The 26,990-nt window shown below is 58.6% G+C and carries 25 protein-coding genes; 22 read left to right on the top strand and 3 right to left on the bottom strand.

Features of this window, described 5'->3' with window-relative positions:
- Positions 1-61 precede the first annotated feature (61 nt).
- A complete protein-coding gene (msrB, locus tag ACTJKV_RS03925; protein ID WP_062425754.1) occupies positions 62-472 on the bottom strand; it encodes a peptide-methionine (R)-S-oxide reductase MsrB in 411 nt (136 codons plus the stop codon).
- A 176-nt stretch (positions 473-648) separates the two neighbouring features.
- Here msrB and ACTJKV_RS03930 point away from each other — a divergent pair, with 176 nt between their 5' ends.
- The 8 genes from ACTJKV_RS03930 (at position 649) to ACTJKV_RS03965 (ending at position 7,477) form a co-directional block, all read left to right on the top strand.
- Positions 649-3,033 carry a putative monovalent cation/H+ antiporter subunit A gene (locus ACTJKV_RS03930; protein ID WP_440598469.1) on the top strand — a complete coding sequence of 795 codons (2,385 nt, stop codon included), beginning with the start codon at positions 649-651 and terminating at the stop codon, positions 3,031-3,033.
- Positions 3,030-3,449 (top strand): Na(+)/H(+) antiporter subunit B, encoded by a 420-nt coding sequence (locus ACTJKV_RS03935; protein WP_062425752.1) that lies wholly within the window; start codon positions 3,030-3,032, stop codon positions 3,447-3,449. The genes ACTJKV_RS03930 and ACTJKV_RS03935 overlap by 4 nt, the downstream gene beginning before the upstream one ends.
- Entirely contained in the window at positions 3,449-3,826 is a 378-nt protein-coding gene (locus ACTJKV_RS03940) for a Na+/H+ antiporter subunit C (RefSeq protein ID WP_112359495.1), read from the top strand. Before ACTJKV_RS03935 ends, ACTJKV_RS03940 begins: the two co-directional genes overlap by 1 nt.
- Positions 3,827-5,410 (top strand): Na+/H+ antiporter subunit D, encoded by a 1,584-nt coding sequence (locus ACTJKV_RS03945; protein WP_274103845.1) that lies wholly within the window; start codon positions 3,827-3,829, stop codon positions 5,408-5,410. It abuts the gene before it with no gap.
- A complete protein-coding gene (locus ACTJKV_RS03950; protein ID WP_274103844.1) occupies positions 5,407-5,886 on the top strand; it encodes a Na+/H+ antiporter subunit E in 480 nt (159 codons plus the stop codon). The genes ACTJKV_RS03945 and ACTJKV_RS03950 overlap by 4 nt, the downstream gene beginning before the upstream one ends.
- Complete coding sequence (locus ACTJKV_RS03955) at positions 5,883-6,299, top strand: cation:proton antiporter (RefSeq protein ID WP_274103843.1); 417 nt, start codon at positions 5,883-5,885, stop codon at positions 6,297-6,299. Before ACTJKV_RS03950 ends, ACTJKV_RS03955 begins: the two co-directional genes overlap by 4 nt.
- Entirely contained in the window at positions 6,296-6,637 is a 342-nt protein-coding gene (mnhG, locus tag ACTJKV_RS03960) for a monovalent cation/H(+) antiporter subunit G (protein ID WP_112952269.1), read from the top strand. Before ACTJKV_RS03955 ends, mnhG begins: the two co-directional genes overlap by 4 nt.
- Before the next feature lie 411 nt (positions 6,638-7,048).
- The gene (locus tag ACTJKV_RS03965) at positions 7,049-7,477 is read left to right on the top strand and encodes a MucR family transcriptional regulator (protein ID WP_062425746.1); all 429 of its coding nucleotides are present in this window, start codon (positions 7,049-7,051) and stop codon (positions 7,475-7,477) included.
- A 179-nt stretch (positions 7,478-7,656) separates the two neighbouring features.
- Here ACTJKV_RS03965 and ACTJKV_RS03970 read toward each other — a convergent pair whose 3' ends face one another.
- Positions 7,657-8,757 carry a saccharopine dehydrogenase NADP-binding domain-containing protein gene (locus tag ACTJKV_RS03970; RefSeq protein WP_440598470.1) on the bottom strand — a complete coding sequence of 367 codons (1,101 nt, stop codon included), beginning with the start codon at positions 8,755-8,757 and terminating at the stop codon, positions 7,657-7,659.
- 122 nt (positions 8,758-8,879) lie between these two features.
- On the opposite strand from ACTJKV_RS03970, the gene ACTJKV_RS03975 reads away from it, so the two are divergent.
- Positions 8,880-9,311, top strand: a complete 432-nt coding sequence (locus ACTJKV_RS03975) for an Lrp/AsnC family transcriptional regulator (protein WP_062425744.1) — start codon at positions 8,880-8,882, stop codon at positions 9,309-9,311.
- A gap of 42 nt (positions 9,312-9,353) precedes the next feature.
- Here ACTJKV_RS03975 and ACTJKV_RS03980 read toward each other — a convergent pair whose 3' ends face one another.
- Positions 9,354-11,015 (bottom strand): alpha/beta hydrolase, encoded by a 1,662-nt coding sequence (locus ACTJKV_RS03980; protein WP_274103841.1) that lies wholly within the window; start codon positions 11,013-11,015, stop codon positions 9,354-9,356.
- Between the two features lie 747 nt (positions 11,016-11,762).
- Here ACTJKV_RS03980 and ACTJKV_RS03985 point away from each other — a divergent pair.
- The 13 genes from ACTJKV_RS03985 (at position 11,763) to ACTJKV_RS04045 (ending at position 26,975) form a co-directional block, all read left to right on the top strand.
- On the top strand, positions 11,763-12,071 hold the full coding sequence (locus tag ACTJKV_RS03985) for a Dabb family protein (RefSeq protein ID WP_062598356.1): 309 nt from the start codon (positions 11,763-11,765) through the stop codon (positions 12,069-12,071).
- A 418-nt stretch (positions 12,072-12,489) separates the two neighbouring features.
- Entirely contained in the window at positions 12,490-12,759 is a 270-nt protein-coding gene (locus ACTJKV_RS03990) for a hypothetical protein (protein ID WP_062438111.1), read from the top strand.
- Positions 12,760-12,848: 89 nt separating this feature from the next.
- Positions 12,849-13,520, top strand: a complete 672-nt coding sequence (locus ACTJKV_RS03995) for a response regulator transcription factor (protein ID WP_062425741.1) — start codon at positions 12,849-12,851, stop codon at positions 13,518-13,520.
- Positions 13,510-14,910, top strand: coding sequence for an ATP-binding protein (locus tag ACTJKV_RS04000; protein ID WP_274103840.1), 1,401 nt, complete (start codon positions 13,510-13,512; stop codon positions 14,908-14,910). The genes ACTJKV_RS03995 and ACTJKV_RS04000 overlap by 11 nt, the downstream gene beginning before the upstream one ends.
- Before the next feature lie 123 nt (positions 14,911-15,033).
- On the top strand, positions 15,034-15,498 hold the full coding sequence (locus tag ACTJKV_RS04005; RefSeq protein ID WP_440598471.1) for a hypothetical protein: 465 nt from the start codon (positions 15,034-15,036) through the stop codon (positions 15,496-15,498).
- A gap of 238 nt (positions 15,499-15,736) precedes the next feature.
- Positions 15,737-16,882, top strand: coding sequence for a c-type cytochrome biogenesis protein CcmI (ccmI, locus tag ACTJKV_RS04010; protein ID WP_274103839.1), 1,146 nt, complete (start codon positions 15,737-15,739; stop codon positions 16,880-16,882).
- Entirely contained in the window at positions 16,879-17,346 is a 468-nt protein-coding gene (ccmE, locus tag ACTJKV_RS04015) for a cytochrome c maturation protein CcmE (protein ID WP_062425737.1), read from the top strand. The genes ccmI and ccmE overlap by 4 nt, the downstream gene beginning before the upstream one ends.
- Positions 17,343-19,334 (top strand): heme lyase CcmF/NrfE family subunit, encoded by a 1,992-nt coding sequence (locus tag ACTJKV_RS04020; RefSeq protein ID WP_274103838.1) that lies wholly within the window; start codon positions 17,343-17,345, stop codon positions 19,332-19,334. Before ccmE ends, ACTJKV_RS04020 begins: the two co-directional genes overlap by 4 nt.
- Positions 19,331-19,795, top strand: coding sequence for a cytochrome c-type biogenesis protein (locus ACTJKV_RS04025; RefSeq protein ID WP_274103837.1), 465 nt, complete (start codon positions 19,331-19,333; stop codon positions 19,793-19,795). The genes ACTJKV_RS04020 and ACTJKV_RS04025 overlap by 4 nt, the downstream gene beginning before the upstream one ends.
- Positions 19,796-19,951: 156 nt before the next feature.
- Positions 19,952-21,502 carry a Do family serine endopeptidase gene (locus ACTJKV_RS04030; RefSeq protein WP_274103836.1) on the top strand — a complete coding sequence of 517 codons (1,551 nt, stop codon included), beginning with the start codon at positions 19,952-19,954 and terminating at the stop codon, positions 21,500-21,502.
- A gap of 205 nt (positions 21,503-21,707) precedes the next feature.
- On the top strand, positions 21,708-22,490 hold the full coding sequence (locus tag ACTJKV_RS04035; protein ID WP_274103835.1) for a response regulator transcription factor: 783 nt from the start codon (positions 21,708-21,710) through the stop codon (positions 22,488-22,490).
- 3 nt (positions 22,491-22,493) lie between these two features.
- Positions 22,494-23,906: a sensor histidine kinase gene (locus ACTJKV_RS04040; protein WP_113225312.1), complete on the top strand. Its 1,413-nt coding sequence runs from the start codon at positions 22,494-22,496 to the stop codon at positions 23,904-23,906.
- Between the two features lie 93 nt (positions 23,907-23,999).
- On the top strand, positions 24,000-26,975 hold the full coding sequence (locus ACTJKV_RS04045) for a bifunctional [glutamine synthetase] adenylyltransferase/[glutamine synthetase]-adenylyl-L-tyrosine phosphorylase (RefSeq protein ID WP_274103834.1): 2,976 nt from the start codon (positions 24,000-24,002) through the stop codon (positions 26,973-26,975).
- Positions 26,976-26,990: the final 15 nt, after the last annotated feature.

Raw genomic sequence — 26,990 nt, forward strand, 5'->3', positions numbered from 1 at the left:
CTGGACATTCCCGAGAAAAAGTAAAAGGCCGGCGCTCGCACGCCGGCCCTCACAATCATTCTTACGCTTGTGGCTCGAACACCATGGAGTGGCCGTTGATGCAATAACGCAGGCCGGTCGGTGGTGGGCCGTCAGGGAAGACGTGGCCCAGGTGACCGCCGCAGTTGGCGCAGCGGATTTCCGTGCGCACCATGCCATGGCTGATATCGCGATGCTCTGTGACCGCATCCGGCTTGACGGGCTCGAAATAGCTTGGCCAACCGCAACCGGCATCGAACTTGGTGTCGGAGATGAACAGCGCTTCGTCACAGGCAGCGCAACGGTACAGGCCTTTTTCAGTGCTGTTCCAATAGGGGCCAGTAAAGGCGCGTTCGGTGCCGTGTTCGCGCAGGATTCGATACTGTTCCGGCGTGAGTTGTTCGCGCCATTCGGCATCGGTCTTGGTAATTTTCGGAGATTTGAGATCGCTCATCAGAGGCCCCTTTCTGTTGCCGAAGATATAGGGATGCTGCTTTGCTATTAAAAGAGGGACAAATCGGCGTGTAGTCTGTCGTTTTCGCTACTCAACGGCTTGAGAGGTCTCGACCTTTCCCATAATTCAGTCTGTTCTGATAGAGAGTCAGCTTTTGGCTCTTAAGGGGAGGCCAGATGGCATTCGGTGTCACGTCGCTGACATTCATCGCACTTTTTTCGCCATTCCTGGCGGCGCTGCTCGCGCCCCCGCTGGTTGGAAAACTTGGCGTCAAGGCCGCCTGGCTGCTGGCGCTCATTCCCGCATTTGCCTTTGTCCATTTCTTAGGCTTCCTTCCTGAGATCGCGGCAGGCGAGGTGGTGACCGGTGGTTACGTCTGGGTGCCGAGCTTCAATCTCAGTTTCTCCTGGTTCATCGACGGTCTGTCCCTGACCTTTGCGCTGCTGATCACCGGCATCGGCACTTTGATCGTGCTCTATGCTGGCGGCTACATGGCCGGGCATCCGCAGCAGGGGCGCTTCCTTGCCTTTCTCTTTCTCTTCATGGGAGCGATGCTTGGCATCGTCGTCTCCGACAGCCTGATGATGCTGTTCGTCTATTGGGAACTGACCTCTATCACCTCTTTCCTGCTGATGGGCTTCGATCATGAGAGAGAAGCGTCACGCCGGGCGGCACTTCAGGCGCTCGTCGTTACCGGTGGTGGTGGCCTGGCGCTTCTGGCGGGCCTCATCTTCATCTGGAACATGAGCGGCACGACCCAGCTTTCGCTGCTCGTTCATGGCGGCGATGTCCTGCGCCAAAGCCCGTTCTACTTTGCGGCACTGCTATTGGTCCTCGGCGGCGCCTTCACGAAATCCGCGCAGTTTCCCTTTCACTTCTGGCTCCCCAACGCCATGGAAGCGCCGACACCGGTGTCGGCCTATCTGCATTCCGCCACCATGGTGAAGGCGGGTGTCTATCTCCTGATGCGGCTCAATCCTGTTCTCGGCGACACGGCGGCCTGGCAAATTCTGCTGCCCTTCTTCGGTGGGCTGACAATGCTGATCGGTGCGCTGATGGCCATCCGCCAGACCGACCTCAAGCTGATGCTCGCCTATACGACGGTATCCTCGCTTGGCCTTCTGGTCATGCTGATCGGTTTTGGATCGGAGCATGCCCTCGAAGCGGCGGTGCTTTACCTCGTGGCGCATTCTTTGTTCAAGGGTGCGCTCTTCATGGTCGCTGGCATCATCGATCACGAGACCGGAACCCGGGATGTGCGCCAACTTGGCGGCTTGCGAAAGGCGATGCCGATCACCTTTGTCGCGGCTCTTGCCGCAGCGCTCTCCATGGCCGGACTGCCACCCTTCTTGGGCTTTCTGGCAAAGGAGGAAATCTATTATGCCTTGGCGCATGCCAATCCGCGGGCCATCCTCTTCACCGGCGTAGCGGTCATCGGCAATGCTCTGATGTTGGCGATCGCTCTTGCGGTCGGCCTCAAACCCTTTATCGGCATCACGCCGCGGACACCGAAGATGGCACACGAGGCGCCGGTCCTTCTGTGGCTCGGACCGGCTGTGTTGGCCCTCTCCGGACTTCTCGCGGCGGTGTTTTCCAGTTCGTTTCACTCTGCCGTCTCCACGCCGATGGCAACGGCCATCGCCGACGAGCCACGCATGGTGGACATATCGCTGGTGCCGCATATCGGTATCCCGCTGGCGCTGTCACTCTTCACCATCGGCCTTGGGATCATGATCTTCACGATGCTGGGCACGGCACGCTCTCTGATGGATCGCACCCTGCGGGCCATCGGCCCTGGACCGGACAAGGGGTTCGACGCTTTCATCTCCGCGCTCGTCCGCATCTCTTTCGTCTTGACCCGCGTGCTTCAACCCGGCCGACTGGAATTTTACATCACTGCCACCTGCGCCATGATCGCCGTGGCACTGCTGGTACCACTTTTCGTCTATGGCGAACTGCCTGCAATGCCCACATGGCCACAGGATGCGCAAATCCATGAACTGACCTTCATCGCCATCGCCGTGATAGGCCTCATTGCGGTGCTGATGGCAGCCAGCCGTTTAACGGCGATCATCGCGCTCGGCATCCAGGGCTTCGCAGTTGCCGTTCTTTTCTTGCTGTTTGGTGCTCCGGACCTCTCCTTCACCCAGTTTATGGTGGAGACACTGTCGGTGGTGATCCTGACGCTCGTTATGACGCGGTTGCGTCTATCGCCATCCGATCACCGTGGACTTGGCCAGAAGCTTCTCGATGGAACGATCGCGATTGCATGCGGCACGGGTTTTGCTCTGATGCTGTTGAAATCCACCGAGCAGAGCTTCGACAACAGCCTGACGGCTTTCTTCAACGCCTATTCCAAGATCATCGCGCATGGAAACAATGTCGTGAACATCATCATCGTCGACTTTCGCGGAACAGATACCCTCGGCGAAATCGCAGTGGTGATGATCACCGCACTTGCCGTTCTGGCGCTGATCCGTATTCGTCCGGGAGCGCCGTTGCGCCCTCGCGACAACAATCCGGATGATGAGTATGAACGCGCCGGGAAGGGCAGGGCATGAACACGCTGATCTTCAGAACCGCAGCGCCCGTGATCACCAGCCTGATGACGCTATTTTCCATCTTCGTTCTGCTTCGCGGCCATAACGCGCCAGGCGGTGGCTTCATCGGCGGATTGATCGCAGTCTCGGCACTGGCGATCTACGGTATTGCCTTTGGCGTCGAAACCGTGCGGCGCGCGATCATCTTCCATCCGCTGTCGATTGCCGGTTTTGGCCTGCTGATCGCAACACTTTCCGGTATGATATCCCTCGTCGTCGACGTTCCCTTTATGACCGGCCTTTGGATCTATCCGAGCCTCTTCGGTGTCGAAGTGCCGCTCGCGACCGTCATCTCCTTCGATATCGGCGTCTACCTCGTCGTGGTCGGCGGCTTCACCTCCATCGCACTTGCGCTGGAAGAAAAGGATCGCGACTGATGGAAGCGATATTCTCTATCCTCGTCGGCATCTTCTTCTCGACCGCGATCTATCTCATGCTGTCGCGTCACAGTGTACGCCTTCTGCTTGGCATCGCGATCCTCGGCAACGCCGTCAATCTTCTGCTCTTCACTGCCGGGCGCCTGCATCGCGAGGTGCCACCCATCATTCCCGCTGGCCTTGACGCATTGCCACCGGATACGGCCAATCCATTGCCACAGGCGCTCATCCTGACGGCGATCGTCATCTCCTTCTGCTTCTTCTGTTTCCTGCTGGTGCTGGTCTGGCGGGCCTTCCAGGAGTTGAAGACGGACGACACGGACGAGATGCGCGCAGCCGAACCGCAAACCGAACCGCTTCCGCCGGTGGGGTACTGAATGCCCGCACAATTGCTTCTCACCGCATCCGGCCCAACAGCGAGTGTGGATCTCTCGGCTGCACTCGTCATGCAGCCGACCACTTTTGCCGATTGGCTGATCGTGCTGCCAGTCGCGCTTTGCATCGGTCTTGGTGCGGTGCTGATGATGATCCGCCACCAAACCCGCCTCCACGCACCGATCGCAATTGCAGGACTTGCCATCCTCGTCGGGCTGGATGCCGCACTGGCCTGGCGTGTCGCTTTGAATGGCCCCTTCACCATGGTCATGGGGCGCTGGCTCCCGCCCTTCGGCATCGCCTTTACCGCGGATCTGACGGGAGCATTGTTCGCGTTGGCCGGAGGGATCGTGGCGCTGGTTTGCGCCATTCACGCGGCGCGCGATATTGAAGAATCGGGGAGGCGGTACGGCTTCTACCCATTCCTGATGCTGTTGATGGCGGGTGTTACCGGAGCCTTTCTCACCGGCGACATCTTCAACCTCTATGTCTGGTTTGAGGTGCTGCTCGTCTCCTCCTTCGGCCTCATCGTGCTTGGCTCCACGCGCGAACAGATCGATGGTGCGCTCAAATATGCCATCCTCAATCTTATCGGCACGACGCTGTTCCTGATCGCGGTTGGTTATCTCTATGCCATCTTCGGCACGCTCAACATGGCCGACATCGCCATGAAGTCCACAGCAGTCGGCGAGACCGCGCCGCTGATCACTCTGGCTTCGTTGTTCACGCTGGCCTTCGCCATGAAGGCGGCTGCCTTTCCGGTCAATTTTTGGCTACCCGCGTCCTACCACACGCCGAAAATTGTGGTTTCCGCACTCTTTGGCGGCCTGCTGACGAAGGTCGGCATCTATGCCCTGTTGCGTGTCATGGTCATGCTGTTTCCGGTCCAGCGGGAGGAGCTGAGTTTTGTCATTGCCATCTCAGCTGCCTTGACGATGATCCTCGGCGCCATGGGCGCTCTTGCCCAGAACGATCTGCGTCGCGTGCTCGGCTACATTGTCATTTCCGGCATCGGCTACATGATGGCGGGTATTGCGATCGGCACTCAGGCGGCACTCAGCGGCGTGGTGTTCTATGCGCTGAACTCGATCGTGCTGATGACCGCGCTCTACCTCGCTATCGGCCACACCGCGCGGCTTGGCGGTGCCTGGACACTGTCCGGCCTCGGCGGGCTTTACGCCAGGGCCCCCTGGTTCTCGGCCATGGTGCTGGTACTCTTCTTCGCCGGTGCGGGCTTGCCGCCCTTTTCCGGTTTCTGGCCAAAAGCCATGCTGACGAAATCCGCCATCGATATCGGTGCATGGTGGCTTGCTGCCGCCATTCTCGTCGCAGGCTTCATCTCCACCATCGCCTTGGCAAGGGCGTTTCTTCTCTGTTTCTGGAGACCATCAACAGGCAACGCGCCAGGTGCCGTCGCGGATATGAAAGGGCCGTCCCTGATGCCCGTCGCAGTTCTGACGGGGCTGATCATCGCCGTCGGGCTTTTCCCGGAACCCCTGATGAAACTCAGCGAAGATGCCGCTGCGACAATTGGCGATCCATCCGCCTATATCCGCTCTGTCTTTCCGGAAGGGGCGCTTCGATGAATCTCTTTCTCACAGGCGCGCTTTTTGTCATCATCTGGCTTGCGATTTCGGGCAGCTACACGCTTCCCAATATGCTTCTTGGCGCTGTCATTGCGGCCCTGTCGCTCGGCCTTGTCCGCCATCAGTTGGTCAGGAGCGATAGCAGACGGGTCCATCTCATTCCGCTTCTGGGGCTGATCGTGCTGTTCATCAAAGAACTGGCGCTGTCCGCATGGACCGTCGCGAAGCTGGTCGTTCAGCCAAGGATGGAATTGAAGCCCGGCATCTTTGCCTATCCGCTCGCCGTTCAGGGTGATTTCGAAATCGCTCTTCTGGCTAATCTCATTACCTTAACGCCCGGGACGCTGTCGGTTGATGTGAGTGGGGATCGCAAGGTGCTCTATGTCCACGCGCTCGACTGCAGCGATGTTGAGGCGACGAGAAGGTCGATTGCCGACGGGTTCGAGCGCAAGATCATGGAGGCCTTTACGAGATGACGCCGGAACTCCTCGTCTCCTACGCTTCTTTTGCGGCTCTCCTGATACTGTGCGTCGCTTTCTTGCTCACCGTGTACAGGGTGACTATTGGCCCGACACTGCCGGATCGCGTTGTCGCTCTCGATATGCTGGTGGGAATCGCCATCGGTTTCATTGCAGTCATCGCGATTCGCACCGGCTTCAACCTTTATGTCGACATCGCGGTCGCACTTTGCCTGGTCGGTTTTCTGGCGACAGTGGCTTTTGCACGCTTCATTTTGTCGCGCCAACCTGAAAATGGGCTGAGGAAAAGACAAATTCTCGACGGCACGGACGTTCTTGCAGCGCCTCCGGCACTGCGAAATGTAACGGGTAAAGTCCAAAAGCGGTCGGTCAAAAGTCGAAAAAAAATGACGAAAGGCAAGACGAGATGAATTGGGTAATCGCTTTAGTTGTAGCTGTGCTGTGTATTGGCGGTGCCCTGTTTTCGCTCACCGCCGCGATCGGCCTTAACCGCCTTCCGGATTTCTATACTCGCATGCACGCTGCCTCAAAAGCAGGCACCGTAGGCTCCGGTCTGCTTCTTTTGGCAGTTGGCCTTTATTCCCAAGAGCTTGCGGTATTTGGATGCGCTTTCGTCGGCTTCCTGTTTGTTGTTTTGACTGCTCCAATATCGGCACATTTGCTTGCTAAATCCGCGCATCTCGCTGGATATAAATTGTCTTTTCACGCTGTCAAAGACGACCTGGAAGCAGATCGAAAGTCCAACTAGAAAAACATCTTCGCCCTAAACTTGTATGCTTTTCTTCTACTGAAAAATTTTGTTACCCGTTATTTTTTATATATGAGTTTCTGTGAAACTTGCCTGAGTTGTTCCAAAATAATATCTGGACTTTTTTTGGTTTGGTGCTATCCACGGTACGCAAAGTTGCTGATGTTGATTTGCTTTTCGTTATTGGCGTTCCCCCGTTGCCTACATTGGACTGGAAAGTCTTGCTGGGCGATTTGCCGGAAATACAGTCACGGATGACGTAAATCGCGTCAGTATATTCCATCTTTTCTGCATGAGGCTCGGGGCTGGCTTCGTGTCACAGACACAAGTGCAGTTTCGCTGGCCTACTTTGCTTTACTGGCGCATGTGGCTTTGCCCGTCGCTACGCGTGACATGAACAGGAGACATTAAATGACGGAAACTACATATGGCGGAGCGCAGAATCTGCTCGTTGAGCTGACTGCGGACATTGTTGCCGCATATGTTAGCCACCACGTCGTTCCGGTTGCGGAACTTCCAAGCCTGATTTCCGACGTCCACAACGCGCTGAACGGCACGTCTGCCCCGGCAGTGGCATCGGTCAGCGTCGAAAAGCAGAAGCCTGCGGTTTCTGTTCGCAAGTCGGTGCAGGATGATCAGATCATCTGCCTGGAATGTGGCGGTTCTTTCAAGTCGCTCAAGCGTCATCTGACGACGCATCACAACATCACGCCGGAAGAATACCGCGAAAAGTGGGATCTTGCTGTGGATTATCCAATGGTTGCTCCGGCCTATGCAGAAGCGCGTTCGCGTCTGGCAAAGGAAATGGGCCTCGGCCAGCGCCGCAAGTCCGGCCGCTGATCATTTTTGCAATCAGCATTGGCGAAAACACAAAGCCGACCTCAGGGTCGGCTTTTTGCGTTTCTGGAGCGAGTTTCCGAGTGCGTTCATACGCAATCAAAAAGGCTGGAGCGAAGTTTCGATCGCGCCAGCCTCGGAAATTTGTTCTAACTTTCTACTGAGAGAGGCGAGGATACCTGTCAGCCGACCTTTGCCAGACCTTCTCGCGGCACATAATACTGGCCGAAGCGGTTGGCGAGGAAAGCATCGAGAGCCACATCCTCCTGCTTCACGAAGCCGCGCAGCGGCAGCTTGTCTCCAGCAAGAAGATCGAGAACAGTGCAAATGCCTGCGGCAGTGGTGATCTGGATCGCGCTCATCATGCGCCCGGAGACGGGACCGGCATAGATCTTGTTAGCGTAGGTCTCCTGCATGAAGCGACCGTTCTTGGTGCCGCAGACAGTGACGAACACGATGACCACATCCTGCATAGTGGCGGGAAGGGCATTTTCGAAGAGGTCTTTCAGCACGTCACGACGGTTGCGCAGGTTAAAGTCGTTGAGAAGCGCCTTCATGATCGAAACGTGGCCGGGATAGCGGATCGTCCGATAGTTCATGGTCCGCACTTTGCCTTCCAGCGTGGCGGCGAGCGTGCCGAGCCCGCCGGATGTGTTGAAGGCTTCGTAGGTCATGCCGTCGAGGGAGAACTCCTCGCGCTCTTCCAAGGCCGGAACGGCCGTCAGGCGCCCTTCGACGATCGCCTCGCATGGCTCGATGTATTCGTTGATCAGGCCGCCCGTGCTCCAGGTGAGATTGTAGTTCAAGGCGTTGGACGGGTACTGCGGCAGAGCGCCAACGCGCATGCGCACACTATCCAGATTGTCGAAGCGCGATGCCAGATCGGCAGCGACAATGGAAATGAAGCCCGGTGCCAGGCCGCATTGGGGAATGAGAGCTACCTCCGACGTTTCGGCAAGCTTCTTGACCTTGCGGGTGGATTCCACGTCTTCGGTGAGGTCGAGATAGTGGGTGCCGACCGCAACGGCTGCCTCGGCAATTCCCGCAGTAAGATGATAGGGAGCGGCTGAAAGAACCGCGAACTTGTCCTTCAACAAGGCCTGAAGGCTCAGTCGGTCGGTGATATCCACCACCTCGGTGTCAATCCGCTCATGGGATGGGACATTGGCCAGTTGATCGACCGCGCGGTCGGCAACGGTAATGCGGTAGTCGCCGGTAACCGCAAGCATCCAGGAAATAGCCGAGCCGATATTGCCAGCACCAACGACAGCGATATGTTTCATGATCCGTCCCCTCAAGACATGTGTTGAGGTAACAGAATGCCGCTTCCACGAGACGATTCGTAGCTTCACTTTGTTCACATGGCCGTATAAATTTGTGCATACCGCCAAAGGGAATGCGCATAATGACAATCACCGATAAAGACCGCGCCTTGCTGTCGCTGCTTGGAAGCGATGCCCGCATGCCCGTTGCCGAACTGGCGCGTAAGCTTGGCCTGTCGCGAACAACGGTCCAGGCCCGCATCGAGCGGCTGGAGGCAGAAGGCGTCATCGCCGGCTACGGCCTGAGACTGTCGGAGAACTACTTGTCCGGGCTGGTGCGCGCCCATGTGCTGATCACGATCGGCCCCAAGGCATTGGCAACCGTCACCGTCGCACTGTCCGCCATCAAGGAAGTCACGACACTTCACTCCGTCAGCGGCAGTTTCGACCTGATTGCGATCCTTGCCGCTCCCTCGATCTCCGATCTGGATGGGCTGATCGACAAGATCGGCGCGCTTGATGGAGTGGAACGCACGCTCTCATCGATTATCCTGTCGACGCGCATCTCCCGCTGAGGCGCTACTCCAAGCTGTCTAAAGCCGTTGTTCTCCAAGGTCTTATGCCTCGTCGAGGCTTCCACGGCGCGCCTTGAAGAACACCTTCAGTCGCTGAAGATCGTCTGCGCTCCAGCCTTGCGGTGCTGTCACCTCCATCCATGCATCGATGTAGTGTTCGGGAGCGTAGACATGGCCGTAGCCCATGGGCGCGGTGGTTGCGGCAGCCACGTCCAGCGTCAATTGCAAAAAGGTGACGAGTGGGAACCAGCGGAACGAGGAGGAGACATCACGGCCGCGGGGCTGGTTCATCCATTCGGGTCGCCGATAAACCGATGAGGTTTGAAAGAAGGTGATTGGGTCGCTTGCATATTGCAGATAGACGATCCGCATCGGCCCCCAGGCAACGTTCGGCATCGTCGCTGTTTGATACTGGTCTGCAAATCGGATGACGGACGAATCGCGAAACTTCGGCAACCATTCCGGCGTGCCGGGCACCCGCCCATTGGTCGCCATCCGCCATGTGGGGCTTGCGAAGGGCGGTCCACTCCACAACGCGCCTTGAAACGGATCGGCCAGCACGTCGAAGAGGTCGGACGACTTCTGGCTGTTCAGCGCGCCGAGGCTAAGCCCGTGAAGATAGAGCTTCGGTCTCGTCTCTTTCGGCAGCGTCGTCCAATAGCCGTAGATTTCCTCGAAAAGCGCGCGCGCCGTTTCGACCCCGTAATCCGGTTCGGTCAGAAGAGCGATCCAACTGGAGAGATAGGAATACTGCACCGAAACGCTGGCGATATCGCCATTGTGGAGATACTCGACGGTATCCAGGGCCTCGGGATCGATCCAGCCTGTGCCGGTCGGCACGACGACCAGCAGAGCGTGGCGCTCGAAGCCGCCTGTGCGTTTCAACTCTTCGAGCGCAAGTTTCGCCCGTGCAGCCGGCGTATCGGCGGAATTGAGCCCGGCATAGACACGGATCGGCTCAAGCGCGGCTTTGCCGGTGAAGCTCGAAATCTGCTGCGCTGTAGGGCCCGTCGCCACAAATTCCCGTCCGCGCCGCCCGAGCGATTGCCACGTCATCAGGGACGTGTCGCTGCCGGTCTTCAATTGGTCCGTCGGTTGCGGAACGTCCGGCTCGATCAGGCTATCCACCTGTTTCAGCGAACTGTCAGCAAATCGCAGGCCGATGTCGAAGATCAGCCCGTTCAGTGCCATCCACGCGAGCGCGATCGCCGCAACGGCACTCACGACGTTCGCCAGCCGACGCGGCAGAAAGCGACGACTGCGCAAGGCCAACAGGCGACGAACGAGTTGGAAGAGGCGCCCGAAACCAATCAGGATTGCTGCAACGGCGATTGCGATCGCCCCTGTCCTGAACGGGTGGCTGCTATCGAGCGGGCTCATCTCCATCAAGATTCGGATGGAGTTCTGCCAGGTGGCCGCCTGCCAGAGAAAGCCGACCGCAGCGATGGCGGCGGCAAGCGACAGGACGAAGCGGACACCGCGCCGATCATGCCGGGAAAGCTGCGGCAGCTCCAAATAGAGGTAGACCTCCTTCACCATCACGCCGATGAGGTACCCGATGGCAAAGGAAAAGCCACAGAGAACGCCTTGCATGACGAAGGTGCGCGGGAGAAGCGAGGGCGTCAGCGACGCACAAAACAGCGATGTCCCGAAGACGATGCCGGTGCTGGACAACGGTCCGATAAAGCGCCTGATCCATCGCAATAGTGTGTTCCTCCAAGGAGCTGTGCGCCAAGGGCGAGCGGCCCCAACCGACCGCGTGATTTGCGGTCTAGGCGCCAGTTTAATACGAGCTTTGCGACGGTGGAAAGAATCGGACGCAACAAAAAGCCCGCGACAGACGATCATCATGTCGCGGGCTATTTCCATCTCCCGGAGCACACCCTAAGGCGTGCAAGCGGCGATCACTTTTTTGGAGACTGCGAAGGCTTTGGCTGGCTGCCACCTTCGCGCATCTGCCGCCATTCGCTCTCGAGGCGGTCGTAAATGTTCTGGGGAATTGTCGCTGTCATGGCATTCCTCCTGACTGGGTTGATGCAGCTCCATTTGCGGGCTCTGAAACCAAGTAAGAGGGTGAGAGGTTCCCAGATTCAAGCAATAATTTTCTCTTAAATCGGTTCGCAGATATTAAAATCGATTAAGAAATTTTCAAATCGATTTAACTGGCGCTGCCAGCATGTGGAAAATCCGCAACTTGCCGAAAGTCGCTTTTCCAAAACTCGATCCGCTTATCCGTTGACCCTGATTCCCTTTCATCACAAGCCGTTTTGCCAGCTTCAAACCCGCTCCGAAAAAGGGGACAGTCGCTGGCCTTCTTCGTGTTGAACAGGCCGGTTCAGAAAGGGCGCCGCGTGTCCTCAACCCTGTAAGCTGGATTGAACCCGTTGCGACAGGATGATAGGCGATTGCTCCGGTGTTCTGCCGCGACGTTCAATTGACAGGTGCATGCCCATGATCCGCCACATCGTTTTCTTCACCGTTCCGGAAGCCAATCGAGACGCCGTGCGCAAGGGGCTTTCAGGCCTGACGGCCATTCCCCACGCTTCGAAGCTCGAGATCGGCGAGAACGTCAAGAAGGACCAGTGGGGCAACTCGGTCGACTTCATCGTCTACGGCGAGTTCGAGAGCCAAGAGGCGCTCGCCGCCTATAAGGCCGACCCGGCCTATGATCTATCCACCAGAACCGTAAAGCCTCTCCGCGATACGCGAATTGCAGCGGACTTCGATGCCGATAAAGCGGTGACCTCTCCGATCAGATAAGCCTTGTCTCTGCGAGGTCAACCGCAGGGAATGCTATCTGCCAAGGTCTTAAGTAATTGAGAGATATCGCATTTTTGAGAAAGCATTCCGTCGCTTGGGGTTTTGCTCAACTGGTTTCTCAACGAGGAGATTCAGTCTGTTAAGTCCTGGTCGCAAGTGATTCAGAAGACTCAACGAAATGGCAAAGGAAAGCCGCCGCGGGCTCATGGCTGCCGCGATAAGAACTCTCTTCATTCTACGCGGCAATGGTTACATATCTCTGAAAGGATGATGGTGCCGCAGCTTCGGTCGGGTTGCTATCCCCAGCTTGAACGGACGCAAAAGCCCACATTCATTTGCCATTCAGACGCTTTGGGCTAAATATTGCCTCAACAAACTATTTCGACGTGCATCCGACTTTTTGTGGAAGTTTTTGCAAATGGCATCACCTCTAATCATCGCGACGCTTGCAGCCGGAATGTCCGGCTTCCCCGCGCCGCAGGCTGATTTGCGGGCCGGTGCCGTCGAGGCGCCGATTGTTCGCATTGCGAGCGACTGCACCGGCGCCGTCTCCCGCGTCGTTCGCGAAACCGGTGGACAGCTTCTATCCGTCTATCCGTCCGGCGACGGTCAATCCTGCGTCGTCACAGTTCTGGTGCAGGGCAATGGCGAGCGCCCCCGCAAGGTCACGATGCGCGTGCCGATGTAGTTGAACCTTAATCGAAATCTCCATACATCTGCGATAGACAAGTATCGAATGCCGGCTCTGCTGCCGGTTGGACTGAAAAGGGGCAGACGATGCGCATTCTCGTGGTCGAGGACGATACCAACCTCAACCGACAACTGACCGACGCGCTGAAAGAAGCGGGTTATGTGGTCGATCAGGCGTTCGACGGCGAGGAAGGCCACTACCTCGGCGATACCGAGCCTTATGACGCGATCGTGCTGGATATCGGCCTGCCGCAGATGGATGGTATTACCGTTGTCGAGAAATGGCGCTCTGCCGGCAAGTCCATGCCCGTTTTGATTCTCACGGCACGTGATCGCTGGAGCGACAAGGTGGCCGGTATCGACGCTGGTGCCGACGATTACGTGACAAAGCCCTTCCATGTGGAAGAAGTGCTTGCGCGTGTGCGTGCGCTTATCCGCCGCGCCGCAGGCCACGCGTCCTCCGAGATCGTCTGTGGTCCTGTCAGGCTCGACACCAAGTCATCCAAGGCAACCGTCAACGGCGTGACCTTGAAGCTGACCTCGCACGAATTTCGGCTGCTCTCCTATCTCATGCATCACATGGGTGAGGTCGTTTCGCGCACCGAGCTGGTCGAGCACATGTACGATCAGGATTTCGACCGCGATTCCAACACGATCGAAGTTTTCGTTGGACGCTTGCGCAAGAAGCTGGGTGTTGACCTCATCGAGACCATTCGTGGTCTTGGCTATCGGATGCAAGCGCCGCAAGATGCGAAGTAATTCACTCACCGCCCGCGTTCTGCTATTAGCCTCGGCATGGTCTGTGCTGGCGCTGGTGGTGATCGCGGTGGTGATTTCGACGCTCTACCGCCAGGGTGTCGAGCGCAGCTTTACCGATCTGTTGCGTGCCCAGCTTTACAACGTCATCAATTCCGTGGCGATTTCCAATGAGAACACGCTGGCCGGCAGTCCGCAGCTCGGAGATTTGCGTTTCTCCCAGCCGGATACGGGATGGTACTGGCTCGTGGAGCCGCTCGGCAACTTCCAGACTGCACCGCTGGTCTCCTCATCACTTGGCGCCTCCAAGCTTGCCGTTCCCAGCATTCTCGATGTGCCCTTCGACAACCGCTATGAACGTTATTACACGCTGACCGATCAGGCCGGAAACCGCATTCAGGTGGCCGAGACCGAAGTCGTGCTGGATGGTGAGGGCAGGGCGGCACGGTTTCGTGTGACCGGCAACTTGAACGTTGTCGAGGACGATGTGCGCGATTTTTCCAACAGCCTCTATCTGGCGCTCGCGGTCTTCGGCGTCGGTAGTCTCGTGGTCAACGGTCTTGCCATCCTCTACAGTCTTCGTCCGCTGGACCATGCCCGCGTGGCGCTTGGCAAGATACGCGGCGGCGAAGCCGAGCGGCTGGAGGGTGAATTCCCGCGCGAAATCCAGCCGTTGGCGCATGAGATCAATGCGCTGATTGAAAGCAACCGCCGCATCGTCGAACGCGCGCGCATGCAGGTTGGCAACTTGGCCCACTCGCTGAAGACACCGATCGCAGTGCTGTTGAACGAGGCGCGCACGCTGGACAATCAGCACGGCGATCTGGTGCGATCCCAGGTGGATGCCATGCAGGCGCAGGTCCAGTCCTATCTGTCGCGCGCCCGCATCGCCGCCCAGCGCGGCTCGATCCTGGCGCGAGCCGAAGCCGAACCGGCGCTAGAGCGTCTGATCCGGGTGATGCGCCGCCTCAACCCCGACAAGGCCTTCGAACTGGATCTTCACCAGCCGGGCACGCTGCTGGCCATGGAGCAGCAGGATCTGGAGGAGGTCGTCGGCAACCTTCTCGAGAATGCCGCCCGCTTTGCGGACAAGCGTATCGTCGTTCGCATGACGACCGGCAGCCATCCGTCCTCCGATCCCGATATCACCCGCCGTGCCTGGATCGAATTGACGGTGGAGGATGATGGGCCTGGTCTAGAGCCCGACCAGATCACCGAGGCGCTGAAGCGTGGGCGACGGCTGGATGAAAGCCGGCCTGGCACAGGTCTTGGACTGTCGATCGTCAGCGAAGTGGTTTCCGAGTATCACGGAAAATTCACCCTGTCGCGTAGCGAACTCGGTGGATTGAAGGCCACATTGCTTTTGCCGGGCCTGTCGAAAGAGCTTGCTTAAGACAAGCGAAAAGGCAATTAATTCAAGCCAGAAGAGTGATGACGATGTGCCTGTTGATGCGCGGCATTGCGGCGTTGTTCAGCAGGACTCAGTGGTTAGACGTTGGCAAGGAGTAGTATTTTGATGGAAGCGATGTGCAGTGCAGGTGTGAGAGCAACAGGGTCTCGCTTGGCGCGACCTGCCGTTCTGTCCCTGATTGTCGTTTCCGTTTTAAGCTCCTGCACGACATCCAACACGCGCGGACCTGCAAGCAGCGGAGGCCTTTTCAGCGGTCGCGGATCGTCTTCCGTATCCTATATCGCCAACCTCCAGGGCGGAATCGTGTCGCGCAGCGGCATTCAGTTGAGCCGCGGCGACTACAACAAGGCACTGGAAGCCGAGTATCGCGCGCTCGAGACCGCGCCCGGCGGACAGGCGGTGACTTGGAGCGGCAGTGCAAATGGTGAAGTCATCGCCAACGCGCCCTATCAAGTCGGCAACCAGAATTGCCGTCAATATTCCCACACCATCAACGACAATGGCCGCGAGGCGAAGGTGCGCGGGGCGGCCTGCCGCAACGCTGATGGAACCTGGACGCCGCTTACCTGACATCTGCCCCGCAGAATCATTCCGATAGCGAGCGCTCTCGGGTTTTCGCCTTGCTGTCGGCGCTCGCGACAGGGTGCTGCGTCATCGTCCTGGCGAAAGGGAATTCTTCCATTTGACTTGTGTCAAGGAAGTCGTACGTCTTCCTGTGAGAGAACGTCGCGCGGCCGATGGCCTCAAATTCGTGTCATCCCGTTGCGGCTTGTTTCAAAGCAGCGCGGATTCGAGTAGTTGAGTGGGAATGTTCTGGATTCTCGTTGCCATATTGACGGCGGCTGTCGCCATTATTCTCACCCATCCTCTGATGCGCAGCAAGCAATCTGCCATTGTCGATGGAGAAGGAGAGGTTGCCGTCTATCGCGATCAGCTGGCAGAACTTGAGCGCGAACGCGCATCCGGCCTGATCGGGGAAACGGAGGCGGAATATGCGCGCGCCGAGATCGGGCGACGCCTTCTTGCTGCGGCGTCGGGAAAGAGTGAGCAAGATACTGCCCTGACCGCTCGCCGACATAGTGTGATCGCAAGCCTTGTGACGGCGGCTTTACCGATCACGGGGCTCTGTCTGTACTTATTCATGGGTAGCCCCAATCATCCGGACATGCCGCTGGCAGCACGTCTGGAAAATCCCGGCAGCGATATGAACCTTTTGATCGCCAAGGCGGAACGCCATCTGGCGCAAAACCCTGCGGACGGCGCGGGATGGGATGTGCTGGCGCCGATCTACTTCAAGACGATGCGCTTCGGCGATGCCGAAATGGCTTACCGAAACGCCATCCGCTTGCTGGGCGATAACCCCGAGCGCTTGACCGGATTGGCCGAAACACTTGTCACAGCCAATCAGGGCATCGTCACGCAGGAAGCTCAATCCGCCTTCGCCGATGCGGAGAAATTGCGGCCCGGCAATCCGCGAGCGCGGTTCTATCTGGCGCTTGCGCTGGAGCAAGCTGGCAAGAAGGATGAGGCGCGCGACGCATTCGCGGCGATCTTGAAGGCGTCTCCAGCCGGCGCGCCCTGGATACCGCTCGTTCAGGCCCATCTTGAGGCAACCGGCGGCGATGCGGCAGTTGCTGCCGTGCCGAAGCCCGAAGCACCGGGCAATCCGACGGCTGAGGATATAGAGGCTGCCAACGCCATGGCACCAGAGGATCGCCAGGCGATGATTGCCGGTATGGTCGAAAGTCTGGATGGCAAGCTTCGCGAGCAACCCAACAATTTTGAGGGCTGGATGCGGCTCCTACGCTCCTATGCCATGCTGAACAATGACGGCAAGGCGAAGGAAGCACTGCAAAACGGGCTGAAGGCCTTTCCGCCGGACGGCGAGCAGGGCAAGAAACTGCTGGCCCTGGCGCAGCAACTTGGAATTCCCGCCGACGGAGTGACGCAATGACGCGCAAACAGAAGCGATTGGCGATCATCGGCGGTGGCGTGAGTTTCATCATGCTGGCTGTCTTTCTGGTGATGTTCGCCTTCGGCCAGTCCATCGCTTACTTCTATATGCCGGTTGATCTCGAAAAGACCTCCGTTGCCCCAGGCACGCGCATCCGCCTCGGCGGCCTGGTGGCCGAAGGATCGGTCAAGCGTGGCGAAGGCCGCACCGTCAGCTTCACCGTGACGGACGGCTCTGGAAGCGTTCCAGTCAGCTACACCGGCATCCTGCCGGATCTGTTTCGCGAGGGCCAAGGCGTGGTGACGGAAGGCGTGTTCGATGCTGCGACCCATGCCTTCATGGCAGACAGCGTGCTCGCCAAGCATGACGAGAACTACATGCCGAAGGAAGTGGCCGACCGGTTGAAAGACAAGGGTCTTTGGCAGCAGACACAGGATGGCAACAAGACCGGGGCGACCAAATGATCAGTGAAATCGGTCACTACTGTCTCATCCTCGCGCTCGCAGTTTCCGTCGTCGTCTCCATCCTGCCGGTTATCGGCGTTCGTCGTCACGACCGGGGGCTGATGGATGTCGCGTCCACCGGTTCGCTTCTGATGTTTCTTCTCGTTGGTCTGAGCTTCGGTGCGCTGACGCACGCCTATGCGGTGTCCGACTTCTCGTTGAAAAACGTCTTCGAGAACTCGCACTCCTTGATGCCGATGATCTACAAATTGACCGGTGTCTGGGGCAACCATGAAGGCTCCATGCTTTTGTGGCTGCTGATCCTGGTGTTCTTCAGTGCGCTGGTCTCCGTCTATGGCCGCAATCTGCCCGATACGTTGAAAGCCAATGTGCTCTCGGTCCAGGCCTGGATCAGCACGGCCTTCCTCCTGTTCATCTTGTTAACCTCCAATCCGTTTCTGCGGCTCGACCCTGTGCCGGCTGAGGGACAGGATTTGAATCCTATTCTGCAGGACTTCGGTCTCGCCATTCATCCGCCCCTGCTTTACCTCGGCTATGTGGGCTTTTCCGTCTGTTTTTCCTTCGCCGTAGCCGCCCTCATGGAAGGCCGCATCGATGCCGCCTGGGCGCGCTGGGTGCGTCCATGGACACTGGCTGCCTGGACCTTCCTGACGGCGGGCATCTCTATGGGCTCTTACTGGGCCTATTACGAACTTGGCTGGGGAGGCTGGTGGTTCTGGGACCCGGTCGAAAATGCCTCCTTCATGCCCTGGCTTGCGGGAACGGCGCTTCTGCATTCGGCGCTCGTCATGGAAAAGCGCGAGGCACTGAAGATCTGGACCGTGCTTTTAGCGATCATGACCTTCTCGCTGTCCTTGCTCGGCACTTTCCTTGTCCGCTCCGGCGTGCTGACGTCAGTGCACGCCTTCGCCACCGATCCGAGCCGCGGTATTTTCATTCTCTGCATTCTGATGGTCTTCATCGGCGGCGCCTTTTCGCTCTTTGCATGGCGAGCTCCGACACTGAAGGCGGGCGGACTTTTTGCGCCGATTTCGCGCGAAGGTGCACTGGTTCTCAACAATCTGATCCTGACGGTATCCACCGCCACGGTGTTGATCGGCACGCTCTATCCGCTGGTTCTTGAAACCCTGACAGGCGAGAAGATTTCCGTTGGTGCGCCCTTCTTCAACATTACCTTCGGCCTGTTGATGATCCCGATCCTGATCGTCACCCCCTTCGGGCCGATGCTTGCCTGGAAGCGTGGGGATCTTCTAGGGGCCTTCCAGCGGCTATATGTGGCCGCGGCTCTTGCGGCTCTCGCAGGACTGGCGCTCTGGTACATCCAAAATGGCGGGCCGGTATTGGCAGCGCTTGGCATAGCTGCAGGCTTCTGGCTGATATTCGGCGCGCTTGCCGATCTCTGGTACCGCGCCAATTTCGGCAAGTTGACGCTTGGCGTCGCGTTCCGCCGCCTGAAAGGTCTGCCTCGCTCGGCCTTCGGCACGGCGCTTGCGCATATCGGCCTCGGCATCACGGTGCTTGGCATCGTCACCGTCACCACATTCGAGACGGAAACCGTGGTCGAGATGAAGCAGGGCATGGTGGTGGACGCGGGCGGCTATAGCCTGACCTTTGACGGCATCCGCCATCACGTCGGCCCGAATTACACCGAGGATCGCGGCCACTTCACCGCCCGCAAGGCGGGTGTGGAGGTGGGCGATGTCTGGTCCTCAAAGCGCCTCTATACCGCGCGCCGCATGCCGACGACAGAAGCCGGCATCATGACCTTCGGCCTCTCACAACTCTATGTGTCCCTCGGCGATCCGATGCAGGATGGCGGTATCGTCGTGCGCATCTGGTGGAAGCCCTTCATCCTTTGCATCTGGGGCGGTACGCTGTTCATGATGCTGGGCGGCTTTATCTCGCTCTCCGACCGTCGCCTGCGTGTCGGCGCGCCGAGCCGCAAGTCAAAGCCTGCGAAAGCGCCATGCCTGGAGCCGGCGGAATGAGAGCGATGCTCGCAAGATTATCGTTGCTTATCATTCTGTCGCTCAGCGCCTTTCCCGCCTTCGCTTTCAATCCGGACGAGGTGCTTTCCGATCCTGCGCTGGAAGCACGGGCGCGCAACCTTACTGCCCAATTGCGCTGCATGGTCTGCCAGAACCAGTCGATCGATGACAGCAATGCGGAGCTTGCGCGCGATCTGCGTCTTCTGGTGCGCGATCGTTTGGTCAAGGGCGACAGCGATGATGCGGTAATCAACTATGTCGTCTCGCGCTATGGCGAGTTCGTGCTGTTGAAACCGCGCTTCAGCGCAAGGACTCTGGCTCTATGGGGGGCGCCGATCGGTCTTCTTCTGATCGGCGGACTGGCGGTCTTCGTCTTTTCCCGTCGCCGTGCCGCGCTCTCGGAAGGCCAGAAATTGACGGCGGATGAAGAAGCCAGGATCCGCGACTTGCTGGAACGCTGAAGTTTGCGCCGCCATATCGCTCAATGCGGCAATATTACTAATTTTTCATAAGGCAGACACTTCGCTGTAAGGTGGGAGTTCCTATATCTTTTGTCATCCACCGCTGCTCCGATCCTCCTCGGAGGCTCCAGTCAGATGAAGAAAGAAGGAAATCAAATGTCTCAAATGCAAAACGGACGCTCTTCGTTGAAGACAGTTCTGAAGTCTTCGGCCGTCGGCGGTCTTGCCGCGCTGATGCTGACCACCGGCGCCGCTGGCCCAATCGCCCGTTCCTTTGCAGCACCTGTCGAGGTGAACGCACCCCAGGTACCGAGCTTTGCCAGTGTCGTTGATGCCGTGTCTCCCGCAGTCGTTTCGGTCCGCGTCAAATCCAATGTCGAGCCGGTTTCTGACGACAGCAGCGGTTTTTCCTTCGGCGGTCGCGGTCTGGATCAGCTTCCTGACGATCATCCGCTCAAGCGCTTCTTCAAGGAATTCGGTGGTCCCGGCGCAAACGAAGACAAGCGTGGCCCCAATCGCCACCGCGAAGGTAAAGGCCCGTTGCGCCCTGTCGCTCAGGGCTCCGGCTTCTTCATCTCGGAAGACGGCTACATCGTCACCAACAATCACGTCGTCGATGATGGCTCCGCCTACACGGTGGTGCTCAACGATGGCACCGAATACGACGCCAAGCTCATCGGCCGCGATCGGCGCACCGATCTTGCCGTGCTGAAGGTCGATGTGAATCGCAAGTTCACCTATGTGCAATTCGCCGATGACAGCAAAATCCGCGTCGGTGACTGGGTCGTGGCTGTCGGTAACCCCTTCGGTCTTGGCGGTACGGTCACCTCCGGTATCGTGTCTGCCCGCGGCCGTGATATCGGCTCCGGTCCTTATGACGACTACCTGCAGATCGATGCGGCCGTGAACCGTGGCAACTCCGGTGGCCCCGCCTTCAACCTCAATGGGGAAGTTGTCGGCATCAACACCGCGATCTTCTCGCCTTCCGGTGGCAACGTCGGTATCGCATTCGCGATCCCCGCATCCGTTGCCAAGGATGTCGTTCAGGATCTGATGAAGGACGGCAAGGTCGAGCGCGGCTGGCTTGGCGTACAGATCCAGCCCGTCAGCAAGGATATTGCCGAATCGCTCGGCCTATCCGAAGCCAAGGGTGCGCTCGTCGTGGCTCCGCAGCCGGGTTCTCCCGGTGACAAGGCCGGCATAAAGCAGGGTGATATCATCACCGCGGTCAATGGCGATCCGATCAAGGATGCACGCGAACTGTCCCGCCGTATTGGCGCGCTGGCACCCAACACCAAGGTCGAACTGTCTCTCTGGCGCGATGGCAAGTCGCAGTCGGTCAGCGTCACCTTGGGTGATTTGGCAAATGATGACGCGTCCGCAGGTGCCCAGGGTCAAAACGACAACGAACGCGGCGGGCAGTCCTCCAGCGAGAAGGCTCTTTCGAGCCTCGGCCTGACGGTTGCTCCTGCTGAAGATGGCAAGGGTCTTGCCATCACTGATGTCGATCCGGACTCCGACGCCGCAACCCGCGGGCTCAAGACGGGCGAAAAAATCACTTCGGTCAACAACCAGCAGGTCACATCCGCTGCCGATGTCGAGAAGGTGATCAATCAGGCCAAGAAGGACGGTCGCACCAAGGCCCTGTTCCAGATCGAAACCGAGCAGGGCAGCCGCTTCATCGCCCTCGACATCGATCAGGGTTGATAGGGAAGAGATACGAGAGGGGCGCTTTGCCCCTCTCTTTTTTTAAGCCGTAGAACAGCAAGGAAGCCGCGGATATCTGCGGCGGCTTCTTATTTTACGATCGACAATCCGGTGGCCGGCTCTCGGCCATCCAAGGCCGAAGTCACCTGGAGCGGCACGCCGCTTATTGCAAAGGTGGCAGGCCAGGCAGACAGGAGATATCATCATGGCAGAACTCAGAAGCCAATCCGTGGAAAGTCATCTGCATAATGCTGCGGGCGAACCTCTTTCCAGTTGTGCGCTGGATGATATCGACGTTAATGTTCCCCACATGAAAATACTTGTTATTGAAGATGATTTGGAAGCCGCCGCCTATATGACGAAGGCATTCCGTGAAGCTGGTATTGTTGTCGACCACGCCAGTGATGGCGAAAGCGGCCTGTTTATGGGCTGCGAAAATGTTTACGACGTGATGGTCGTCGACCGCATGTTGCCACGTCGCGACGGCCTTTCCGTTATTTCAGAATTGCGCAGGAAGGGTGTCGAGACGCCCGTGCTTATTCTCTCGGCGCTTGGTCAGGTGGATGACCGCGTAACCGGCCTTCGCGCCGGTGGCGACGATTATCTTCCCAAGCCCTATGCCTTCAACGAGCTTCTTGCCCGGATCGAGGTGCTTGGTCGCCGCAAGGGCAAGCCCGAGCAGGACATGATCTATCGCGTCGGCGATCTCGAGCTCGACCGGCTTTCGCACGACGTGCGCCGTAATGGCAAGGAAATCCTGCTGCAGCCGCGTGAGTTCCGCCTGCTGGAATATCTGATGAAGAATGCCGGCCAAGTGGTGACCCGCACCATGCTCTTGGAAAATGTCTGGGATTATCACTTCGATCCCCAGACCAATGTCATTGACGTTCACGTCTCGCGCTTGCGCTCCAAGATCGAAAAGGATTTCGACAAGCCTTTGCTGAAGACAATCCGCGGTGCTGGCTATATGATGAAGGACGAAGGCTAAACGATGCCTTCGCGCTTGCGCCTTCTTTTCAGCTCCACTGCTGTCCGTCTTTCCGCGCTCTACATTCTGCTGTTTGCGCTTTGCGCGGCGTTTCTCGTCTTCTACGTCACCGCACTTTCGGAACGTCTGCTGAACCAGCAAACGCGCGATGCCGTGCTGCAGGAGGTCAACGATGTTCAGCGCGTCTATGAGCGTGGCGGGATCAATCCGCTTTTGCGGATGATGGAACGACGCGCCCGCCAGCCGGGCGCAAGCCTCTACGTCATCGCCGGACCGAATGGTGAGATCCTCGGCGGCAACGTTGCCTCGGTACAGCCCGGCGTGTTTGACAACGAAGGCTGGACCGAATTTCCTTTCACCTATGAGCGCTACTCCGAAAGCGGCGACAGCGTAAAACACCTTGCCACTGCCAATATCTTCGTCCTCGACAATGGGCTGCGCATTCTCGTCGGACGCGATTTGGGGGAGCCGACGAAGTTCCGGCTGCTGGTGCGCAGCGCGCTGATGGTGGCGCTGGCGATCATGGGCGGCGGTGCGCTCATTATCTGGTTTGCCATCGGGCAAAATGCGCTGAAGCGACTCGATCGCATGTCGGCCGCAACGAAGAAAATCATGGCGGGCGATCTCTCGCAACGGCTTCCAGAGGGCAGGTCCGGCGACGAATTCGATCGGCTTTCCGGTTCGCTGAATGCCATGCTCGGCCGCATCGAAAAGCTGAACGAAGGCCTACGTCAGGTCTCCGACAACATTGCCCATGACCTGAAGACACCGCTGACGCGACTGCGCAACAGGGCCGCTGATGCGCTTGATGATCCCGACGACAACAAGCGGCGAGCGGCGCTGGAAGGCATCATCGCCGAATCCGACCAATTGATCCGCACCTTCAATGCGCTTTTGATGATCTCGCGCGTCGAGGCTGGCTCGATTGCCGCGGAGATGACCGACGTGGACATCTCTGCCATTGCCGAAGACAGCGCCGAACTTTACGAACCCGTGGCCGACGAGGAAGGGTTGACGCTGACTGCGGCCATCGAGCCTGGACTGGTCGTACAGGGCAATCGCGAGCTGATCGGTCAGGCACTGACCAATCTCATCGACAATGCCATCAAATATTCAGCAGGGCATGACGGTGAAAAGCGGCTCGTCGTAAAGCTTGGTCGAAGCGAGGAAGGCATCATCCTTTCAGTTGCCGATACCGGCCCGGGCGTTCCAGCTGAAAAGCGCGCCGAGGTGATCAAACGCTTCGTGCGACTGGATGAAAGCCGTTCCAAGCCCGGAACGGGCCTCGGTCTCTCGCTGGTGGAGGCGGTGATGGAGCTTCACAGCGGTGAACTGCGTCTCTCGGATACCGATCCGGGCAATCCAGCGTCGCCTGGTCTCACCGTGTCCATGGTCTTTCCGGCGTCCAAGCCGTAAGGTTATGTCTCTTTCCCTGAAGCCTGTGGCGTGCACAGTGGTGCAGGGAGAGAAAAAGCCCGTCCAACAGGGTGACATGCAGGAGGAGAGACCATGACAGGTGCGGCATTCGCGGCAACACGGCTTGATGAAGTGCAACCAGGAACGATCCGTGCACTCACCCAAACCGAACTGAAATCCGTTCTCTCGTCTCTGAAAGACATTGCCAAGCGCGAACCCGCAATTGCCGAAATGATGGCGGGCGACAGCCCGCTCAAGGATTTCGTCGCCAACGCCTTCACCTTGTCTCCCCACCTGCGGGATGCGGCGAGCGCCGACGAGGGGCTGCTGACGCTTGCCGTTTCGGAACCGGTCGAGGCATCGCTCGGCAGACTGGTCGAGGAAGCTCGCAATTGCTGGCAACCGGGTGAGGATGGCGCCATTCCGACGGAGGCGGAGGTGATGACGACGCTGCGCGTCGCCAAACGCCGCCTGTCCTTCATTGCAGCCTTGGCCGATCTCGGCCGCATCTTTACCGCCCGCGACACGACGCGATGGCTGAGCGACATGGCCGACGCAGCGCTGTCGGCCGCAATCGATCATCTGCTTCTCGCCAACCATAATAGCGGCAAGCTTACGCTCAAAGATCCGCAAGCACCGAGCGAAGGCTCGGGTCTCATTGTGCTCGGCATGGGCAAGCTCGGCGCGCGCGAGCTCAATTACTCCTCCGACATCGACGCTGTCGTGTTCTTCGAGCCCATGGCTGGCATAGTGCCCGATCCGCTGGATGCGCTGGAAATCTTTGGGCGAATGATGCGGCGGCTGATCCGCATCATGCAGGAGCGTACCGCCGACGGCTATGTGTTCCGAACCGACCTTCGTCTTCGCCCCGACCCCGGCTCAACGCCGCTTGCCATACCGGTCGATGCGGCGCTGCTTTACTATGAGGGCAGGGGGCAGAACTGGGAGCGGGCGGCCTATATCAAGGCGCGACCTGTGGCAGGCGATATCAAGGCGGGCGCGGGCTTCCTGCGCGAACTGACGCCCTTCGTCTTCCGCAAATATCTCGATTACGCTGCAATTGCCGATATCCATTCCATCAAGCGACAAATTCATGCGCATAAGGGCCACGGGGCGATCGCGGTGAAGGGGCATAACGTCAAGCTTGGACGCGGCGGCATTCGTGAGATCGAATTCTTTGCCCAGACGCAGCAATTGATCGCAGGCGGGCGCATGGCTCCCTTGCGTGTCCGCTCAACCGAAGAAGCGCTTGCGGCGCTGACGGATGCCAAATGGATCGACGCGGAGACGCGGGACAGTCTGACCGAAGCCTATTGGTTCCTGCGCGAGGTCGAGCATCGCATCCAGATGGTTCGCGACGAGCAGACGCATATCCTGCCGGATACGGAAACCGAATTGAAGCGCATCGCCTTCATGCTCGGCTTTGCCGACACCAAAGCATTTTCCGAGAAACTGGAGGACGTGCTGCGTCTGGTAGAGCGCCAGTATTCCGCTCTCTTCGAGCAGGAAACGAAGCTGTCCGGCGAGAGCGGCAACCTTGTCTTCACTGGACAGAAGGATGACCCCGACACATTGAAGACGCTGGAGCGGCTCGGCTTTGAACGTCCTGAAGACATGTCACGGGTGATCCGCACCTGGCACAATGGCCGCTACCGCGCCACACAATCGGTCGAGGCGCGCGAAAGGCTGACCGAGTTGACGCCGGACCTGCTGAAGGCCTTCGGTAAGAGCAAACGCGCCGACGAGGCGCTGCTCCGCTTCGACAACTTCCTTTCCGGGCTGCCGGCGGGCATCCAGCTCTTCTCCCTCCTCGGTAACAATCCGGCGCTCCTGTCGCTGCTGGTCACGATCATGTCGTCTGCCCCGAGACTGGCCGAAATCATCGCGGCACGACCGCATGTCTTCGACGGCATGCTCGACCCGGCGCTGATGACCGAGATCCCGACTCGTGATTATCTTTCCCAGCGCATGAAGGGCTTCCTCTTGCCTGCGCGCCACTACGAGGACATTCTCGACCGGCTGCGCATTTTCGCTGCCGAGCAGCGCTTCCTGATCGGCGTTCGGCTCTTGACCGGTGCGATCACCGGCGAGGTGGCGGGCCGCGCCTTTACCCACCTTGCCGATCTCGTGATCGAAGCCGCTTTGAATGCCGTCCTGGTCGAAATGGCGACGACGCATGGCGCCTATCCGGGCGGGCGCGTCGCCGTCATCGGCATGGGCAAGCTCGGCTCCTTCGAGCTGACCGCCGGCTCCGACGTCGATCTCATTCTGCTTTATGATTACGACGACGGGGGTGCCGAATCCGACGGCCCCAAGCCGCTCGATGCGGTGCGCTACTTCACTCGGGTCACCCAGCGACTGATCGCGGCTCTTTCCGCCCCGACAGCCGAAGGCGTGCTCTATGAGGTCGACATGCGCCTAAGACCTTCCGGCAACAAAGGACCGGTGGCGACCCGCATCTCGACCTTCGAAAAATACCAGCGCGAAGAAGCCTGGACGTGGGAGCATCTCGCGCTCTCCAGAGCCCGACTGATCTGCGGTGACGCAACCTTGATCGCCGATGCCGATCGGATCATTGCCTCGGTGCTGTCGCAAAAGCGAGACGTCGCCAAGGTCGCCGCCGACGCTCGCGAGATGCGCCAGTTGATCGACAAGGAAAAGCCTGCCGAAAGCCTCTGGGATTTCAAGCTCATCCCCGGCGGACTGGTCGATCTGGAATTCATCGCGCAATATCTGACACTGGTTGCGCCGGCAAAGGGTCTGCCTCTGCATGAGCCGGGAGAGAGCACGTCCGATGCGCTCAAACGCATGGCCTCAGAAGCGATAGAGCGCCAGACACATGACGATTGCATCGAAGCAATGCGGCTCTTCACCGAACTATCGCAGATCATAAGGCTTTGCATCGATACGGATTTCGATCCAAAACAGGCGCCTGCGGGTTTGATCGATCTCGTGTGCAGGGCAGGGGATTGCCCCGATATCGCGACGCTGGAGGGCGAGATAAAGCGTCTGTCGAAAGCCGTCCGCAAGGCTTTCCTGTCATTGGTGTCCTCAAAAGGGGATTCGTGAAGCCAGCGCATGATC

Source organism: Agrobacterium sp. 22117, assembly GCF_052045735.1.
GTDB lineage: Bacteria > Pseudomonadota > Alphaproteobacteria > Rhizobiales > Rhizobiaceae > Agrobacterium > Agrobacterium cavarae.

Coding starts and splice junctions, on each gene's coding strand:
- msrB (WP_062425754.1), bottom strand. CDS start 472: ATGAGCGATCTCAAATCTCCGAAAATTACCAAGACCGATGCCGAATGG.
- ACTJKV_RS03930 (WP_440598469.1), top strand. CDS start 649: ATGGCATTCGGTGTCACGTCGCTGACATTCATCGCACTTTTTTCGCCA.
- ACTJKV_RS03935 (WP_062425752.1), top strand. CDS start 3,030: ATGAACACGCTGATCTTCAGAACCGCAGCGCCCGTGATCACCAGCCTG.
- ACTJKV_RS03940 (WP_112359495.1), top strand. CDS start 3,449: ATGGAAGCGATATTCTCTATCCTCGTCGGCATCTTCTTCTCGACCGCG.
- ACTJKV_RS03945 (WP_274103845.1), top strand. CDS start 3,827: ATGCCCGCACAATTGCTTCTCACCGCATCCGGCCCAACAGCGAGTGTG.
- ACTJKV_RS03950 (WP_274103844.1), top strand. CDS start 5,407: ATGAATCTCTTTCTCACAGGCGCGCTTTTTGTCATCATCTGGCTTGCG.
- ACTJKV_RS03955 (WP_274103843.1), top strand. CDS start 5,883: ATGACGCCGGAACTCCTCGTCTCCTACGCTTCTTTTGCGGCTCTCCTG.
- mnhG (WP_112952269.1), top strand. CDS start 6,296: ATGAATTGGGTAATCGCTTTAGTTGTAGCTGTGCTGTGTATTGGCGGT.
- ACTJKV_RS03965 (WP_062425746.1), top strand. CDS start 7,049: ATGACGGAAACTACATATGGCGGAGCGCAGAATCTGCTCGTTGAGCTG.
- ACTJKV_RS03970 (WP_440598470.1), bottom strand. CDS start 8,757: ATGAAACATATCGCTGTCGTTGGTGCTGGCAATATCGGCTCGGCTATT.
- ACTJKV_RS03975 (WP_062425744.1), top strand. CDS start 8,880: ATGACAATCACCGATAAAGACCGCGCCTTGCTGTCGCTGCTTGGAAGC.
- ACTJKV_RS03985 (WP_062598356.1), top strand. CDS start 11,763: ATGATCCGCCACATCGTTTTCTTCACCGTTCCGGAAGCCAATCGAGAC.
- ACTJKV_RS03990 (WP_062438111.1), top strand. CDS start 12,490: ATGGCATCACCTCTAATCATCGCGACGCTTGCAGCCGGAATGTCCGGC.
- ACTJKV_RS03995 (WP_062425741.1), top strand. CDS start 12,849: ATGCGCATTCTCGTGGTCGAGGACGATACCAACCTCAACCGACAACTG.
- ACTJKV_RS04000 (WP_274103840.1), top strand. CDS start 13,510: ATGCGAAGTAATTCACTCACCGCCCGCGTTCTGCTATTAGCCTCGGCA.
- ACTJKV_RS04005 (WP_440598471.1), top strand. CDS start 15,034: ATGGAAGCGATGTGCAGTGCAGGTGTGAGAGCAACAGGGTCTCGCTTG.
- ccmI (WP_274103839.1), top strand. CDS start 15,737: ATGTTCTGGATTCTCGTTGCCATATTGACGGCGGCTGTCGCCATTATT.
- ccmE (WP_062425737.1), top strand. CDS start 16,879: ATGACGCGCAAACAGAAGCGATTGGCGATCATCGGCGGTGGCGTGAGT.
- ACTJKV_RS04020 (WP_274103838.1), top strand. CDS start 17,343: ATGATCAGTGAAATCGGTCACTACTGTCTCATCCTCGCGCTCGCAGTT.
- ACTJKV_RS04025 (WP_274103837.1), top strand. CDS start 19,331: ATGAGAGCGATGCTCGCAAGATTATCGTTGCTTATCATTCTGTCGCTC.
- ACTJKV_RS04030 (WP_274103836.1), top strand. CDS start 19,952: ATGTCTCAAATGCAAAACGGACGCTCTTCGTTGAAGACAGTTCTGAAG.
- ACTJKV_RS04035 (WP_274103835.1), top strand. CDS start 21,708: ATGGCAGAACTCAGAAGCCAATCCGTGGAAAGTCATCTGCATAATGCT.
- ACTJKV_RS04040 (WP_113225312.1), top strand. CDS start 22,494: ATGCCTTCGCGCTTGCGCCTTCTTTTCAGCTCCACTGCTGTCCGTCTT.
- ACTJKV_RS04045 (WP_274103834.1), top strand. CDS start 24,000: ATGACAGGTGCGGCATTCGCGGCAACACGGCTTGATGAAGTGCAACCA.